Genomic DNA, 16,516 nt, shown 5'->3' with positions numbered 1-16,516 from the left:
AACCCCTTGCGGGGAAAGAACGGTTGTCAGGCGCGCCTGTAAATCAGATCCCGCGCTAGCCAGCACCCGACCTTCACCGTGTTGACGCCTGAAGAATCCCGCTCGAACAGCAGCGTCCAGTCGCCCGGTGCCGTATGATCGAGCGCCCGAGGGCACGGCAAAACCCAGACGTCCCGTGCCAGCCTTTGGAGCGGTTCCATCCGGCCATTGCCCAGAAAGCCTGAGAAACCGCCATAGACCACGCCACCTGCCAGTTCGATGGTGACTTCCGCTTCATCCAGCTCCTCACAGCGATAAACGCCTTCAAGTGCTTCGATGTCTTCACCGGCAGTTTCGTCACAGGCGGTGAGAATGCCTACGCGGTTTTCACCCGGCCGCTCCATCCGGATTTCGTCTCCCTGACGAACAATCTGGACGCCCGGTGTTTCAGCCCGCGAGGCGGAAACACCTTCCAGCATTTCCGGTACCATCAGATATCGAAGCTTGGCTCCGCCGGGAGCGGGATCGATTCGCGCGGATAGCCCGGTCTCTCGCTCAATGAACGTGCCGTACAATTCATGAGGCGGCTGTGTTGTCCGATCCGGCTCATAGGGAACACCCAGTGCTGCTGCCAGGATCTGTCCCGCTGCAACCTGTGCAGGCGACATATGATTGAACATCACAACAACAGACAGACGCTCAGACGCGACGTGCAGTCTGTGGGACCGCCAGCCCCTAAGCGCGCCACCATGCATCGTCACATCACGTCCGAAAAGTGATGTCCGTTGCAGCCCAAATCCGTAAGGTGCTGCTTCACCATCACGGAAGGTCACCGGCGTTGTCAGACGGTTGTAAAGCCCGTCAGGATCATCGCGCGTCGCATCAATGAAACGCTCCCAGGCAATCATGTCATCCAGCGATGCGCCCAGACCTGCATCCCCGGTCCACCAGATGTTATTGACAGCCGGGCGGAAGCCGCTCTCCACGGTTCCTTCATATCCAACAGTCCCGTCCGGCATGGCGCGTGTTTCGGCAGCCAGAATAGCCCGTTCCATGCCCACGGGATTAAAAATGGACGTCTGAAGCAGTTCAGCGAAATTCCGCCCTGTTCTGTCTTCCAGAATGTCAGACAGCAGGCGGAAGTTCTGGTTCACATAGGAGTAAGACGTACCGGGCTGGAACTGGAGCGTACGCGTGCCATCAATAACGCGACGTCCTTCCCGATCCCCGAAAAATCCTTCGACTGGTGCGCCATGCAACATCGCCACAGCCCAGTAGTCACGCAGGCCTGACTGGTTGTGTGCAAGATGAAGCGCGCCTGGCGCGGGCTCATCCAGTTGCGGCAACCGGTCGTCCACATCTCCATCCAGTTCCGCCGGGTCCTGGAAAAGATCCAGCAATACGCCGCAGGTGAACTGCTTCGTGATGGAGCACATGCGGAATAGGGAAGACGGGGTGAACGGCAGGCGCCGCTCTGCATTGGCGTAGCCCCATGTGTGACGGACAAGAACCTCGCCATCTTTCACGACAGCCACAGCCCCACCGGGGCCAGGAAAACGGACAGGAAGGGCGGAGACAGCCGCCTCGAGGCGGGCTGAAAGAGAGTCGCTCATGGCTCGAATGATGACCCTATCCGATCTTGCCGTAAATGCCCTCTTCGCAGCATACTCCTCCACTATGGAGGACATACCAACAGCACCTGATTTCAAGGCACTGCGCGAAATGGCCCTGGCCCACGTGGCTCGCTTTGCCACAACCGAGCATAGTCTGCGCCAGACGCTGGAACGTCGTCTTCGGCGCTGGGGCACGCGAGCCGTGCATGCCGGGCTGCCTGAAGAAGATGCCGAAGCCACAATCAGAACTCTTCGGCCAGCCGTGGAAGACGTCATTGTCGCCATGACAGAACTCGGAGCCGTCAATGATGCCGGATTCGCCCGTTCCCGCGCTCTGAACCTGACCCGGACCGGACGATCTCGCCGAGCTGTCGCCGCACATCTGGCCACGAAGGGCGTTGATCAGACAACCACACAGGAAGCGCTCAACGAATCGCTGGGTGAAAGATCAGACGAAACGGCGCGGGAGGCGGAACTGGCGGCGGCGCTCGTCCTGGCGCGCAAACGTCGCGTCGGTCCTTTCTGCCGCCCGGACCGTCCGCAAGAGGATCCGGTTCGCGTTATGGGAATCTTTGCGCGCAATGGTTTTTCCAGGGATGTCGTGCAGACAGCTTTGGAAATGGACACTGAAGAAGCAGAAGACCGCATCATTGCCTTCCGGAGCCGCCCATGAAAAAACTGGCACTCTGCCTGCTGCTGTCACTCACAGCCTGTGGTGGTAGCCGCGAATACAGTCGTGCCAGTTTCAATGGGCCACTCCAGTGCGCGCCTTATGCCCGCTCCCGAACAGGTCTTCAGTTGCGGGGAGATGCTGCCTCATGGTGGCGCCAGTCCGCGGGTCATTATGCCAGAAGCCATGCCCCCATTGCGGGCTCTGTTCTGGTCTTCCGGGCGACGTCACGCGTACCGAGCGGACACGTTTCCATCGTGCGCAGACAGATTTCTTCAAACACGATCCTCGTAGATCATGCTAACTGGGAACCGGGACGCATTGATCGCAATGTTCCCATCACGGATGTTTCACCCCGTCATGACTGGACACTCGTCCGGGTCTGGTGGGCACCCATTCACGGCCTGGGGCGCCGAGCCTATCCAACCTATGGCTTCGTTTCGGCCTCCGGTCCGGATGATGCGTCCTGAGCGAACGCTTGCACAAACGCCCAAGCCTTGCCACATGAAGGTGTAGCCTTGGCTTTTCGGAGTAATACATTATGGGCAGCATGAGCCCCGTTCACTGGCTGATCCTGGCGGTCGTCCTGCTCGTCGTGTTTGGCGGCGGTGGAAAGATCAGCGGCCTGATGGGAGACTTCGCGAAGGGCATCAAGTCCTTCAAGAAGAACATGGGCGAAGACGAGAACATGACGCCGCCTGAAGCCAATCAGGCGCCGGGTCATATCTCGGCCCCCAATCAGTCGCCCGGCTACAGCCAGACGACCACCAACAGCGACACGCACCGCACGCAGGTCTGATGTTGAATACGACGTCTGATACGGCATGGACCGAGGCCGCCGGGCAAATCGTCCGGGCAGGCCAGCGGATGGATCAGCGCGGCTGGGTTCCAGCGACAGCTGGCAACCTGTCCGTACGTCTGGCAGATGGCCGCATCGCCATCACGCGCTCTGGAGGCCACAAAGGCTTCCTGACAGAGCAGGACGTGATCCAGATCACCCCTGAAGGCGTACCGCTGGACCCGACGAAGCGTGCCAGTGCAGAAACCCTGTTGCATACCCAGCTCTATGCGCATGATCCGTCGATCGGTGCTGTACTGCACGGTCACTCTGTTGCGGCCACCATCCTGTCCATGGATGAACCAACAGACGCGATCACGCTCGCAGGCTATGAAGTGCTGAAGGTTTTCGAAGGCCAGCCAACGCACGACACCAGTCTGGACTTGCCACTGTTTCACAACGATCAGGATATCGCCCGTCTCTCGACAGTTGTCGCTCCGAAACTGTCGGACATGCGTCTGGGTTACCTGATCCGCGGTCATGGCGTTTATGTCTGGGGTAAAGACATGTTCACAGCATTGGCGCGGCTTGAAGGGCTTGAATTTCTGCTCGCCTGCCATCTCGCCCGTCTCCAGAAGGCACGCTGAACCATGAGCAGACTGACTGTTTATCGGGACGATAGCCCCGAAACGATCCTTCTCGACGTCACCACCCCCGGGGAAATCGCCGAGACCCTGCGCCCGCACAACATCCGTTTTGAACGCTGGACGCCGCCTGTCACGCCTGCAAAAGACGCGACGACGGACGAAATTCTGGACGCGTATCGCCCCTATCTCGACACCCTTATGGGTGAAACGGGCGCGGGAAGTGCAGACGTGGTGCGCATCAATGCGTCCACGCCCAATCTGCCGGAGTTGCGCAAAAAGTTCCTCTCGGAGCACACGCACAGCGAAGATGAAGTCCGGTTCTTCGTGCATGGTCAGGGCGCTTTCGTCCTGCACATTCACGGCCGGATCTATTCGGTTCTTTGCACGGCCGGAGACTTGATTTCTGTGCCAGAAGGCATTCCGCACTGGTTTGATGCGGGCCCATCCCCGGATGTGGTCGCTCTGCGCGTCTTTACCGACACAACCGGGTGGATCGCGCAATATACAGGCGATGACATCGCCGAGCGTTTCCCTGCAGACGTCTCCATTTCCTCCTGAAAGTCCGACATGATCCGTCTCGTCCTGCTTGATATCGAAGGCACGACCCTGCCGATCTCTTTCGTTCGGGACGTCATGTTCCCTTATGCGGCCAAGGCCCTTCCGGCTTTGATCGAAGACCACACAAATCCGCAGGTTGTGGCCGCACGAGCAGATATTGCCATCTCCCATCCTGGAGAAGATCCGTTGAAGGTCTGTCAGGACTGGATGGCCAAGGACGAGAAAGCGGCTCCCCTCAAAACACTTCAGGGCATCACCTGGCGGCAGGGTTTTGAAGATGGCACGCTCCGGGCAGATCTTTACAAGGATGTTCCACCAGCCCTGAAGGCTTGGTCTGAGGGCGGCTTGCGTCTCGCGGTGTACTCCTCCGGCTCCATTCCATCCCAGAAGCTTCTGTATGGCTACACGGAGCAGGGTGACCTGACGTCCCTGTTCGACGGCTTTTTCGACCTTTCCACAGGTGGGAAGAAAGACGCAGCGTCATACACAAAAATTGCGGCAGCCTGCGGCCTGAAGCCGGAAGATATTCTCTTCCTTTCTGATATCGGAGCAGAACTGGATGCTGCGTTGGAAGCTGGCCTTAAGGTCTGTCAGCTCGTGCGGCCACAGGATCAGACAGTGCCGCATGAAGGCGTACCACACGCGACAGATCTGAATGAAGTTACTCAGAAGTTCAGTCTCCCCGCATGACCCTGCACACTGATTGGCGGGATATCCCGAAGGACGCCCTTGGTACAGTTGCCGCTCTAGGGAATTTTGACGGCGTTCATCGCGGGCATGTGCACCTTCTGAATAGCCTCCGTGCCGCACGTCCAGACCATCCCCTGTCCGTCGTGACGTTCGATCCGCATCCCAGAGAGCTGTTTCGCCCTCAGGACCCGCCGTGTCGGCTCATGCTCCCGGACGTTCGCGCCAAAGCTCTGGAAGAGCAGGGGGTGTCGCACGTTTTCCAGATTCCGTTTGACGAAGAGTTTTCACGGTTAAGCGCTGAATCCTTCGTTCAGGATGTTCTTCTGCAGTCTCTGGGTGTTCGTCACGTCGCCTGTGGTGCAGATTTTGCCTTCGGTCACCGCAGAACCGGCAATACTGACGATCTGGAAGCGCTTCTGGCGCCAAAGGGTATCGGGCTGACGATCGTGCCGCAGTTAGTGGATGAGGGCGGCCCTATCTCATCCAGCCGCATTCGCCGTCTCCTTCAGGAAGGATATCCTGAACGGGCAGCCCTGGAACTGGGCCGACCATGGTCGATCGTCGGGCCGGTTATCCACGGAGATCAGCGGGGGCGGCTTCTGGGCTTTCCCACAGCGAACATTCCCCTCCGTCAGCATCTCGAACCCGCACGCGGAGTTTATGCCGTTCAGGTGACGCTACCAGATGGGCGTGTCATCCCCGGAGTGGCAAATATTGGCCGACGCCCGACGATCAACGACGGGCAGGAAAGCCGTCTTGAGGTCCATCTCTTTGATTTTTCGGAAGACCTTTACGGCAAGACCCTGAGTGTCGCTCTGATTGCTCTGCTGCGAGATGAAAAGCGCTTCTCGGGGCTCGAGGAGCTCAAGGCCCAGATTGCTCAGGATGCCGAACAGGCGCGCGGTCTTCTAGAGATTTAAAACCCGCATCATTTTTGATGAGCCTTCCAGCAGGCTGTTCCGTGAGGAACAGCCTGTTTTTTTATGCCCACATCCGCAGAGCGGTCTCTGTGTTAATTATATCACTGAATGTCTAATTTATGACGAAAGATGTAAAATTCGCACTTTCCTATATTGAGAATCATTCTCATTGTCGCTTTAAGGGCAATCGCTTTTATCCTTTTGCAGGATCGTGATGCGATGCACCCGAAACATTCCATCCGGCCCCTTGGGCCACTTTCTCTTGCCGCTGGTCTGACATTGGTGGGCACGGCCGCCCATGCTCAGTCCACCTCGCACCATCACAAAACGCGCCATTCACAAGGGCGGCGCAATGCAGCAGCTCTTCCCAAGGAAACACCGAAAACTACGGCTCCAACGCCTCATTCTGATGTTCAGCAGGCCAGTAGTGTGGAGGCCAGCGCCGCAGAGGCCGAGCATCTGCATGTCGTCGGTTCGCCGATGAACATTCTGCAGACGCCTATGGGAATCAGCCGCCTCCCGGATGATGTTCTGCACACGCCGCAGACCATCAACGTTGTGCCGAAAGTCCTGATGGAGCAGCAGAACGTCAAATCCCTTGATGAGGCTTTGCGCAATGTTCCGGGTGTCACCGCGTCTGTCGGAGAGGGCGAGGGGGGAATGGCGGGAGATCAGTTTCTGATCCGCGGCTTCTCGGCCAGTAACGACATTTACGAGAATGGCCTGCGTGACTTCGGCGTCTATACCCGAGACAGCTTTGATTACGACCATATCACGGTCATCAAAGGACCCTCGTCGGAAGTCTTCGGGAACGGGACGACGGGCGGAGCGATCAACATTACCACGAAGGTTGCCCACCTCGGGGACAGCTATAGCGGCAGTTTCTCAGGCGGCTCTGCTGACTACTATCGCGGTACTCTCGATTTCAACAAGCAGATCGGTGAATCAACGGCCATCCGCATCACGGGTATGGGGAACGAGAACAACACGGTTGGCCGGAATGACGTCTATTCGCACCGCTGGGGTATCGCGCCATCCATCGCCTTTGGCCTGGGCAAGCGTACAACGCTCACCCTCGAATACCTGCATCAGACCAGCAACAACGTTCCGGATTATGGTGTGCCTGTCATTACCAAGCCGGGAACAAAGGTTGCTGTCCCCATCACGGAATACGGGCTCAACCGCAACAACTGGTATGGCACGACCTATGACCAGGACGCCTCCAGTGTGGATATGCTGACGGCCCGACTGAAGTTCGACCTGAACAAGAACATCACGTTCTATAACGACCTTCGCGGCGGCAAATACAGCCGTTATTTCTCAGCCTCCCAGCCCGGCTGTGACACAACCTGCGCGACGGATTTCTTCACCAATCCGTCTGCCGCGGTTGTTGACAGACGTGGCCATCTTGGCGGTCCAGAGCCCTACCAGCAGAATGACTGGTCGGTGCAGGACGTGTTCTCCGGCGTTGCGAAATTTTCGACCGGCAGCATCCGTCACCAGATTATTGCAGGTGTGGATATCGAACACGTTTATGACCGCCGCACAAACTACGCGTACAACTTCAACGGCCAGAATGGCACAAAGGCCGATACCACAAGCCTTCTCAACCCTTCTGCCACGCAGCCGGGCCTATTGTTGGGGTCTGCCAGTCAGTACAGCTACGATCTGGTCAATGTGTCCGGGGTCGGCCAGCCGCGTTACAAGACAGGCGATGCGACTGATGTTGGCGCGTTCTTCTCCGAACAGTTCTGGCTGACGTCATGGTTCTCGGTCCGCGGTGGCTTTCGCTGGGATCACTGGGACAGTCACTACGCAGCGAACGGTGGGGAGGCCGGGGCAGGCGTCTCTTATGGACAGACACAGGATACGTTCAATCCCAGTGTCAGCCTCATGTACACGCCAAACAGCAATCTGATGGTCTATTTCAACTGGGCCCAGTCCACGACACCACTTGGCCTGTATGTGACCAGTGGAACCGAGCCTCTGAAATCCTCAACGGAAGGATTCAGCCCGGAACGCAGCAGCCTGTACGAGCTCGGCGCCAAATATAACGCCTTCCACGGTCGTATGGGCTTCACGGCGTCTGTTTTCAGACTGGAGAAGGGCAACGCCATGCAGACCGATGCGTCTACCGGTGATGTCACGTCATCCAGCGACAGGCAGCGCAATCAGGGCGTCGAACTCAGTGTGTCCGGTGAGATCCTGAAGAACTGGACCATGATCGGCACCTACGCGTACTACGACGCGACCACAGTTAGCTCCCTCACGGCGGCGGATGTTGGCAAGCGTATTCAGTATGCGCCGAAAAATTCGGCAACCATCTGGTCCACCTACACCATCGCTCCCAATCGTCCCTGGAACCTGACGTTTGGTGGCGGACTGACATGGCGCGACGGGGTTTGGCTCAATGCCGCCAATACGGCGCGTGTTCCTGCCACCATGGAGTGGGATGCCGTGATTTCCCATAATTTCGGCAAGCACTGGCGGATCGCCATGAATGGCTACAACCTCGATAACCGCCTGAACTACAGCAATCTGTTCTCTGACCGCGCAACACCTGCGGTTGGTCGCTCGTTCCTGGCCAACATTTCGGCCAATTATTGAGCCTTATCTTATGTCAGGCCGGATTATTCCGGCCTGACTTTTGCGTCCTCGGTGGAGGGCGGTACGCCCATTTCTTTCAGACGGTCCTGAACCCGTGTTTCCAGAGCTGGGTCTCTTTTGTTTCCCAGAAGAGCCAGCTTCTTGTTCATCGCCAGAAGAATGTCAGACGTGGCATCCACAACAGCCTTGCGCCACCAGCCCAGCGCTTCGTCAACCTGGCCAGCATCCACCAGCGCCGTCGCATAGTTGTGCTGCCCCCGGTAATCTCCACCTTCTGCTGACTTCCGATACCAGTCCAAGGCTGCCGCGCGGTCTTGGGGCACAACCCAGCCTTCCTCCAGAAAGCGCGCATACAGGTTCATGGATTTGGCATGGCCGTTGTGTGCCGCTGTTCGAAACAGATTGAGCGCCTTTGGCAGATCCTGGGGGTGCCCGATGCCCCGCATGGTCAGAATGCCCAGATTATAGCGGCCCCATTCGTCTCCTGCGTCAGCTGCTGCTGCATAACACCGGGCGGCTTCCTGAAGGTCTTGTTCGCATCCCCAGCCGAATTGAAAGCACCGGCCCCGCATATTGTGCCCCGGCCCGAACCCAGCCTTTGCTGCAATGGTAAACCATTCCAATGCCCCGACAGGGTCTTTGGGAACATAAATGCTCTCCAGCAAGATCTGCCCCCACTGGACGATTTCCAGATGGTGCCCTTTCAGGGCTTTCTCACGGATGATCTCGATATGAGACGGCAGCGGGGGGGCTGCCTCACGTTCGGGTGGGCGGGAAAAGATTTTCCTGAAAACGCGCTTCATGCCGGGGTCACCATCCGCCCTGTCCGAATGCAGAAAATACTGCTGCCAGACTGTACCGCCCCAGGTCGTTCAGGCAAAGCGCCGGCTGTTTATAGCGACGTTTTTGCCGAAGGCGCAGGTACGATCTGCTGAACGTCGAAACCGTCCTTTTTCAGGAGCGCAGGAAGTCCTTCTGGGCCCGCCATGTGTAAAGACCCAACCGCCACGAACAGGGACTTTCCAGAATCATGGAGGGTCAGAATTTTCTGGGCCATCGCTGCATTTCGCTCATCAACCATGCGGAGCGTCTGGCGTTTCTCCTCTGGTGTCCGCTCGCATTTGCACCACTGTTTGTACTGGTTCAGTCGCGTCAGATCGCTGCGCCCCCACATCGCAATCAACTGATCTTCATCCTTCCGCGCTTCCCCCGAGGAAATCTGCTTGATGGTTTCATCAATGAAGGCGTTTTCTTCGGACAGTCTCGGGGAGATCAGGAGGTTACGCTGTGTCTGAACATCTTCGAGAGCGATAACTTCTTTTTTCAGGCTGCCAGCCATTCCTTGAAGGACAAAGTCGACGGCATAATCGGGATAATATCCATCTGCACGCGCAGCTGACGCGCTAAGCCCGGCCGCTTCAAGGCCGATTGCCGTAGTGGCAAAGCCTGCCGTGGGAATACAGAGTTCATCTGCCAGGGCATCGAGTTTTTTCTTCCGCCCTGAAGCAATCAGCTTTTCACGGTTAGCTGGTTCTTCGGGTTTGCGAAGGGCTGCCAGTGTCTGGGGATCCTGCAGATTCAGTTCAAGCGCAACAGCCTGGCTTTGCAGGATGGCGGACCGTATGAGCGGCCCAGGCATCAACCATTCTTCGCGAGAGGCATGAACAGTGCCGTACAGCCAAGACGTATGACCATCTTTCGTGGCTTTCCACAGAAAACCGCGGTCCTGGGATGTCATCAGAAGATGAGGCAGATCAGATTTGGACGGAACAGTTGCCGACGCCGGACAACGAGGGGCCTGTGCTACCGCGAGAGAAGGAGCAATCGCCAGGATCGCAGCCAGCCAGAATGTCTTCATGAAAATGCCCCCGTACAGATCTTCTGCCAAAACAGATCATGCTTCTGCCCCTGAAACAATCCATGACCAGACCTGTCATTCAATTGTCTTGAAGGCCTGAATAACAGCGTTTTTGGCAGAACATGACGCGGTTTACCCTCAGAAGACTTGACCACATCCCCGCCCAATCTCCATATGGTCCCCCTTATTTTGTGTGAATGACCAAAGTTGGCCCGTCCCATGTCCGACAAGTCCGATACGACCTTCAAAGAACAGCAGGACCGCTACCGCGATACTGTGTTCCTGCCGCGCACCGGCTTCCCCATGCGGGGTGGCCTGCCGAAGCGTGAGCCCGAGACGCTTGCCCGCTGGGCGGCCATGGATCTGGATGGGAAAATTCGTGAGGAAGGGAAGGGACGCCCGGTCTTCACGCTGCACGACGGCCCTCCGTATGCCAACGGGCACATTCACATTGGTCATGCGCTAAACAAGGTGATGAAAGACGTCATCAACCGTGCGCATCGCATGTCCGGTTTCGAAGTCCGCTATCAGCCGGGCTGGGACTGTCATGGTCTGCCGATCGAATGGCGGATCGAGGAACAGTATCGCAAGGCTGGCAAGGACAAGGATCAGGTTCCCCTGCTCCAGTTCCGTGCAGAGTGTCGCCAGTATGCCGCCGAGTGGGTGAGCAAGCAGGCAGAAGACTTCAAACGCATTGGTGTTCAGGCCGAGTGGGCCAATCGTTACGTCACGATGGACTACAGCTCTGAAGCCAAAATCGTTGGAGAAATCGGCAAGTTCCTGCTGAATGGCGGTCTGTATCGGGGCCTCCGCCCTGTTATGTGGAGCCCCGTCGAGAAGACCGCGCTGGCCGAAGCCGAGATCGAATACCACGACGTTGATTCCACCACGATCTTTGTCGCCTTCCCGATCATCAAGGACCCGACGCCGGGAGACGCCCTCGATGGCGTCTCAGCCGTTATCTGGACCACCACGCCCTGGACCATTCCAGCCAACCGCGCGCTCGCTTATGGTCCGGACATCACCTACGTGGTTCTGCGTGCTGATGAGATCACGGAAGCCAGCGTTGTCCCGCAGGGCGCGCGCCTGCTGATCGCGGAAGACCGTGTTGAGGCCTTCTGCGCTGAAACCGGTATCAGTGCGCATCACATTCTTTACACGCTGCCCGGCAGCGCGCTGGACGGTGCTATTGCCGCTCATCCGCTACGTGGTCGTGGTTACGAATATGACGTGCCGATGCTTCCGGGCGATTTCGTCACGACAGATGCTGGTACGGGCCTTGTTCACATGGCGCCGTCTCATGGTCAGGATGACTTTATCGTCTGCCGCCAGTTCGGCATTGAAGTGCCGGAACTGGTGCAGGATGACGGTCGCTACGCGTCATGGGTTCCGCATCTTGAAGGCATCCATGTTTTCAAAGCGGCTGACCCGGTCTGCGATCTGCTGACGGAAGCCCGCCAGGCTGGTGAACATGATGACGCACCTGCGACCGGCCTTATGGCCCGCAGCAAGATCCGTCATTCGTATCCGCATTCCTGGCGTTCCAAAGCCCCGATCATCTTCCGCGCCACACCTCAATGGTTCATCGCGATGGATGGGGAAACGAAGCTGCGTGAGAAGGCTCTCAAGGCGCTTGATCCTGTCACCTTCGTGCCTGAGGCTGCCCGTCGCCGCCTGACATCCATGGTCGAGCAGCGTCCGGACTGGTGCATCTCCCGTCAGCGCGCCTGGGGCGTGCCGATTGCCGTCTTCGTTGAGAAGCGGAGCGGTGAAGTTCTGCGTGATGCAGACGTCATGGACCGGATCGTCAAGGCTTTCCACGAAAAGGGTGCGGACGTCTGGTACGACACAGACCCGGCTGTTTTCCTTGGTCCAAACCGTGACCCGGCAGACTACGAACAGGTCTTCGATATTGTGGACGTGTGGTTTGAATCCGGCTCCACGCATCAGTTCGTTCTGGGGCAGGAAGGCCTGAATTTCCCGGCAGACGTTTATCTGGAAGGCTCTGATCAGCATCGCGGGTGGTTCCAGTCGTCCCTGCTGGAAAGCGTCGGCACACGTGGCGTTGCCCCCTACAAAGCCCTTGTGACGAACGGCTTCGTGCTGGACGAGCAGGGCCGCAAGATGTCCAAGTCGCTCGGCAACGTCATTGCCCCGGCAGACGTCACGGACTCACTGGGTGCCGATATTCTGCGTCTGTGGGTGCTGAACTCCGACACGAATGAAGATCTGCGCATCGGCAACGAGATCCTGAAGCAGCAGGGCGAACTCTACCGTCGCCTGCGCAACACTCTGCGCTGGCTGCTGGGAGCGCTGGATGGCTTCACGGAAGAAGAGGCTGTCCCCTACGCTGAAATGCCTCCGCTGGAGCAGTATATCCTGCACCGCCTCTCGGAACTGCGCGGCCTGATCAGCACGGCCGTCGAGACGCACCAGTGGGTGGGTGTCTATCCGGCCCTGCATGGTTTCTGCACGACGGATCTGTCCGCCTTCTATTTCGATATCCGTAAGGACGCTATCTACTGCGACGCTCCTTCTGATCTGACGCGCCGCGCCTCCCGCACGGTTCTGGATGCACTGCACCGTGCGCTCTGCACCTGGCTGGCACCCGTTCTGGTCTTCACCGCAGAAGAAGCCTGGAGCGCCCGTTTCGGTGAAGAGAGCAGCATCCATCTGGAGCAGTTCTTTGAGCCTGAGGCCGAGTGGAACAACCCGGAACTGGGCGCCAACTGGGACGAGATCCGCGCTTACCGCCGCCTTGTCACGACCGAGCTGGAAACAGCCCGCCGTGATGGCGTCATCGGCGCTTCTCTGGAAGCCAGTGTGACGCTTCCGATCTCACAGGAAGAGGCAGCGTCTCTTACCGGAATTGACTGGGCAGAGCTGCTCATCACGTCCCACGCGGAGATCGAGCTTCTTCCGGGCGAAACAGTTCACGGTGGCCCAGAAGTCGAGCGTGCGCCGGGTCATAAATGTGCCCGTTGCTGGAAGGTGCTTCCGGATGTGGGTGAAAATGCCGAGCATCCGGCTCTGTGCCGTCGCTGCGTCAGTGTGGTGAGTGCCTGATGTCCCTCTGGCAGGAAGGTATGAGCCGTATGGGGCGGCTGGTTCTCGGGCTCGCCCTGCTGGTTCTGGTCCTCGTTCTGGATCAGGCCAGCAAGGACTGGATTCTCTACGGTTATAATCTGCCGGAGAAAGGGTCCGTCCAGATCCTCCCATTCCTGAACTTCACCATGGTCTGGAACCATGCCGTGACGTTTGGAATGTTTGGTGGCCTAGGCAGCAAAGGGCCTCTGGTCTTCTGCACGGTCTCGCTGCTGGCTGTCTGCCTGCTGGTCTGGACCATGACAAAGACGCGCCGAACCCTGGTTGCCGGCGCCTGCGGGGCCATCGCAGGCGGAGCCATCGGTAACGTCATTGACCGCCTGCGGTACGGCGCTGTTGTAGATTTTCTTCATGCTCATGCCTTCGGCTGGTCATGGTATGTCTTCAACATTGCCGATGCCGGTATTGTGTGCGGAGTGGCCGTCTGGCTGATCGACTCTCTTCTTGCTGAACGTAACAGCCAGCCGCAGTGAACAAGGGGAGCTTGCCCCCACGCTGCGTGGACTGTAGGACTATCCCATCATGATCGCGTCCCAGGGTCCCTCAATGCGCCGTAACCGTCTTCCAGTTGCCCGTCTCAGCGTACAGATGGGTGCAATTGCTTCATTCGGCCTGATGCTGTCTGGTTGCTCAGGCAGCGATCTGGAGCGGGCCTTCGGCATGGAACGCTACATGCCAGACGAATACACCGTCACGACGCGTGCTCCGCTGTCCATGCCGCCTACAGAGAAGATGCAGCTTCCTGGTGCTGCCGATGCGCACCGTCCGGACGAGAGCCCGCGGATGCAGGCTCTTGAAACGCTGTCTCCGGATGCAGCCCTTCACCCGTTCAACGGTGAAAACAGCAGCGGCCAGTCCGCGCTGGTTGGTCAGGTGGACAAGGCTTCGGGTGCTCCCAACAATGCCGAACTCGGTGCTGCCGATGCTGGCTTCGTTGATAACTTAATGTTCTGGAAGGGCGGCCAGGCTGGCTCCGTAGTCGACGGGGACGCTGAAAACCGCCGTATTCGTGAGAACTCGGCTCTGGGGCGTAACCCTGCAACAGGCGCGACCCCGACCGTCAAGAAAAAGAGCGGTCACTTTCTGGGCGTGCTGTAAACAGCACTCTCCCTGCCTTCAGGATTGTGAGCCACCATCCTGTCTGAGAAAACTTCCCTTGTACGCCCGGTCATCCGTCGGCTTTCAGGTCATGTTGTTGATCTGATTGCGGCGGGTGAAGTGATTGAACGCCCGGCTGCGGCTCTGAAAGAGCTTGTCGAGAACGCGATTGATGCTGGCGCCACACGTCTTGTGGTCGCCCTTCGCGCTGGCGGCACAGATCGTATTGATGTCACGGACAATGGTTGCGGCATGACGCCGGAAGAGCTGGACATGGCTGTCCAGCGCCATTGCACATCCAAATTGCAGGACGAACGTCTCGTTCAGATCCGCACGCTTGGTTTCCGTGGGGAAGCCTTGCCATCCATTGGGGCAAGCGCACGCCTTTCCATTACATCCCGAACAGCCGAATCTGACACGGCCTGGTGCATTCGTGTCGACGGAGGCGTCATCACGCCGCCACACCCATCGTCCGGTCCGGTGGGCACGCGGATTGTGGTTACGGATCTCTTCTTCGCTACCCCTGCGCGACGCAAGTTTCTTAAAAGCCCGCGTGTTGAAAACAGTCATGCCGAATCGGTCATGCGGCGGCTGGCTCTGAGCGCGCCGCATTGCGCCATGCGCGTCACACTGGACGACAAGGTCCTGTTTGACCTGCCCGAACAGAGCCCCATCGCCCGGACGGCAACGGTTCTGGAGACAACACCCGACACGCTGATCCCGCTTGATGAACAGCGCGGCCATATACGCCTGTCCGGCTTTGCATGTGGCCCTGCCAAAACAAAGGCTACCGGTTCTGGCCAGTTCATCATGGTCAATCACCGCCCGGTTACAGATCCCATGCTGCGGACAGCCATTCGTGTGGCGTATCGTCCCGTCATTGAACGTGGACGTTTTCCGGTGATGGCTCTTCATCTCAAGGTGCCTCTGGAGCGACTGGATGTGAACGTACATCCTGCCAAGACGGAACTGCGCTTTGCCGATGAAGCTGAAGTCCGGGCACTCGTCATTGGCGGTTTGGGTCGGGCCCTCGGTCATGGGTCCAGTGGCGGAGGCGGAATCCACGCCAGCTTTGGGTCACGTCCATCGCGTCCCTCAATTTCCTATCCGTCGCGGCCAGACGTTCCTGTTGAACTGCCCTCTTTCAATGAGTTCCGGGCAGAGCCAGCAGCATCGTTGCCCTTAAGTGTGCCAAAGGCAGCGCCATTCGCTCCCGATCGATCGGGCTTTGCTGAGCAGGAGGCCGGTTTTGCGCCGGCTGCGCGTGCGCCCCAACCTGTCCCAGAGCATCTTGACGCCTCTTTTCCGCTCGGCGCTTCGGTGGCTCAGGTCTTTGACACATACATTATTGCCGTTGCCCCTGATGGGGATCTGGTTCTCGTGGATCAGCATGCGGCTCATGAGCGTCTGACCCATGAGCGCTTGCGAGAGCAATATGCCAGCGGGACTCTACGGTCTCAGGCGCTCCTACTGCCTGAAGTCGTTGATCTTTCCCGGCGGGATGCTGAGGCTCTCCTGGCACGGTCTGAAGATCTGTCCAGATTGGGGATAGACCTCGAATCCTTTGGTGCAGGGAGCGTGCTGCTCCGATCAGTCCCCGCCCTTCTCGGCACAAAGGACGTTCAGGGCCTTCTGCGGGATGTGGCGGATGAACTCGCCAATGATCCGGATCTTGATGCTGGCAATACGGATAGTTTTTCCAATCGTCTGGATGCCATTCTGGCCCGGATGGCCTGTCATGGAAGCATTCGCGCGGGCCGACGCCTGAAACCGGAAGAAATGGATGCTCTTTTGCGGGAAATGGAGCGTACTCCGCGCGCCAATACCTGTTCGCACGGCCGTCCAACCTGGTTAAAACTGACGCGTAGCGAGATCGAGCGTCTTTTCGGGCGTATTAAATAGTCGCCCGATTGTGATCCCATTGCTTGATCTGAGGCATGGACGGCGCGCTCTTGCGGGTGTGTCTGTAAGCCTGTCGCTGAACAGGCGTAAA

The 16,516-nt window shown here is 58.2% G+C and carries 15 protein-coding genes; 12 read left to right on the top strand and 3 right to left on the bottom strand.

The window, feature by feature from the left end:
* Positions 1-26 precede the first annotated feature (26 nt).
* On the bottom strand, positions 27-1,592 hold the full coding sequence (locus GCE01_RS13905; protein ID WP_099213321.1) for a D-aminopeptidase: 1,566 nt from the start codon (positions 1,590-1,592) through the stop codon (positions 27-29).
* A gap of 64 nt (positions 1,593-1,656) precedes the next feature.
* Between GCE01_RS13905 and GCE01_RS13900 the strand changes: the two genes are divergently transcribed.
* From GCE01_RS13900 to GCE01_RS13865, 8 genes are all read left to right on the top strand, one after another.
* A complete protein-coding gene (locus GCE01_RS13900; protein WP_046900930.1) occupies positions 1,657-2,265 on the top strand; it encodes a regulatory protein RecX in 609 nt (202 codons plus the stop codon).
* Positions 2,262-2,732 carry a CHAP domain-containing protein gene (locus GCE01_RS13895; RefSeq protein ID WP_046900274.1) on the top strand — a complete coding sequence of 157 codons (471 nt, stop codon included), beginning with the start codon at positions 2,262-2,264 and terminating at the stop codon, positions 2,730-2,732. Before GCE01_RS13900 ends, GCE01_RS13895 begins: the two co-directional genes overlap by 4 nt.
* Positions 2,733-2,803: 71 nt before the next feature.
* The gene (locus tag GCE01_RS13890) at positions 2,804-3,061 is read left to right on the top strand and encodes a twin-arginine translocase TatA/TatE family subunit (protein ID WP_046900273.1); all 258 of its coding nucleotides are present in this window, start codon (positions 2,804-2,806) and stop codon (positions 3,059-3,061) included.
* Entirely contained in the window at positions 3,061-3,687 is a 627-nt protein-coding gene (locus GCE01_RS13885) for a methylthioribulose 1-phosphate dehydratase (RefSeq protein WP_099213320.1), read from the top strand. Before GCE01_RS13890 ends, GCE01_RS13885 begins: the two co-directional genes overlap by 1 nt.
* Positions 3,688-3,690: 3 nt before the next feature.
* A complete protein-coding gene (locus GCE01_RS13880; protein WP_046900271.1) occupies positions 3,691-4,245 on the top strand; it encodes a 1,2-dihydroxy-3-keto-5-methylthiopentene dioxygenase in 555 nt (184 codons plus the stop codon).
* Between the two features lie 9 nt (positions 4,246-4,254).
* Positions 4,255-4,935: an acireductone synthase gene (gene mtnC / locus GCE01_RS13875; protein ID WP_099213319.1), complete on the top strand. Its 681-nt coding sequence runs from the start codon at positions 4,255-4,257 to the stop codon at positions 4,933-4,935.
* Entirely contained in the window at positions 4,932-5,855 is a 924-nt protein-coding gene (locus tag GCE01_RS13870; RefSeq protein ID WP_099213318.1) for a bifunctional riboflavin kinase/FAD synthetase, read from the top strand. Before mtnC ends, GCE01_RS13870 begins: the two co-directional genes overlap by 4 nt.
* Positions 5,856-6,074: 219 nt before the next feature.
* On the top strand, positions 6,075-8,462 hold the full coding sequence (locus tag GCE01_RS13865; RefSeq protein ID WP_099213317.1) for a TonB-dependent receptor: 2,388 nt from the start codon (positions 6,075-6,077) through the stop codon (positions 8,460-8,462).
* Between the two features lie 23 nt (positions 8,463-8,485).
* On the opposite strand, the gene GCE01_RS13860 is transcribed toward GCE01_RS13865, so the two are convergent.
* Both GCE01_RS13860 and GCE01_RS13855 read right to left on the bottom strand, forming a co-directional pair.
* Positions 8,486-9,265 (bottom strand): tetratricopeptide repeat protein, encoded by a 780-nt coding sequence (locus GCE01_RS13860; RefSeq protein ID WP_099213316.1) that lies wholly within the window; start codon positions 9,263-9,265, stop codon positions 8,486-8,488.
* 89 nt (positions 9,266-9,354) lie between these two features.
* Positions 9,355-10,320, bottom strand: coding sequence for a TraB/GumN family protein (locus GCE01_RS13855; protein ID WP_099213356.1), 966 nt, complete (start codon positions 10,318-10,320; stop codon positions 9,355-9,357).
* Between the two features lie 219 nt (positions 10,321-10,539).
* Here GCE01_RS13855 and ileS point away from each other — a divergent pair, with 219 nt between their 5' ends.
* The 4 genes from ileS to mutL are packed head-to-tail and all read left to right on the top strand — an operon-like array spanning position 10,540 to position 16,425.
* Positions 10,540-13,386: an isoleucine--tRNA ligase gene (gene ileS, locus GCE01_RS13850; protein WP_099213315.1), complete on the top strand. Its 2,847-nt coding sequence runs from the start codon at positions 10,540-10,542 to the stop codon at positions 13,384-13,386.
* The gene (gene lspA / locus GCE01_RS13845; RefSeq protein ID WP_080951423.1) at positions 13,386-13,898 is read left to right on the top strand and encodes a signal peptidase II; all 513 of its coding nucleotides are present in this window, start codon (positions 13,386-13,388) and stop codon (positions 13,896-13,898) included. The genes ileS and lspA overlap by 1 nt, the downstream gene beginning before the upstream one ends.
* A 49-nt stretch (positions 13,899-13,947) precedes the next feature.
* Positions 13,948-14,523, top strand: coding sequence for a DUF3035 domain-containing protein (locus tag GCE01_RS13840; RefSeq protein ID WP_064274244.1), 576 nt, complete (start codon positions 13,948-13,950; stop codon positions 14,521-14,523).
* A 39-nt stretch (positions 14,524-14,562) separates the two neighbouring features.
* Positions 14,563-16,425: a DNA mismatch repair endonuclease MutL gene (gene mutL / locus GCE01_RS13835; RefSeq protein WP_099213314.1), complete on the top strand. Its 1,863-nt coding sequence runs from the start codon at positions 14,563-14,565 to the stop codon at positions 16,423-16,425.
* The last annotated feature ends 91 nt before the right edge of the window (positions 16,426-16,516 follow it).

The sequence above is a fragment of the Gluconobacter cerinus genome (assembly GCF_002723935.1).
Lineage (GTDB): Bacteria > Pseudomonadota > Alphaproteobacteria > Acetobacterales > Acetobacteraceae > Gluconobacter > Gluconobacter cerinus.
This window is presented reverse-complemented; position numbering and strand designations above follow the sequence as displayed.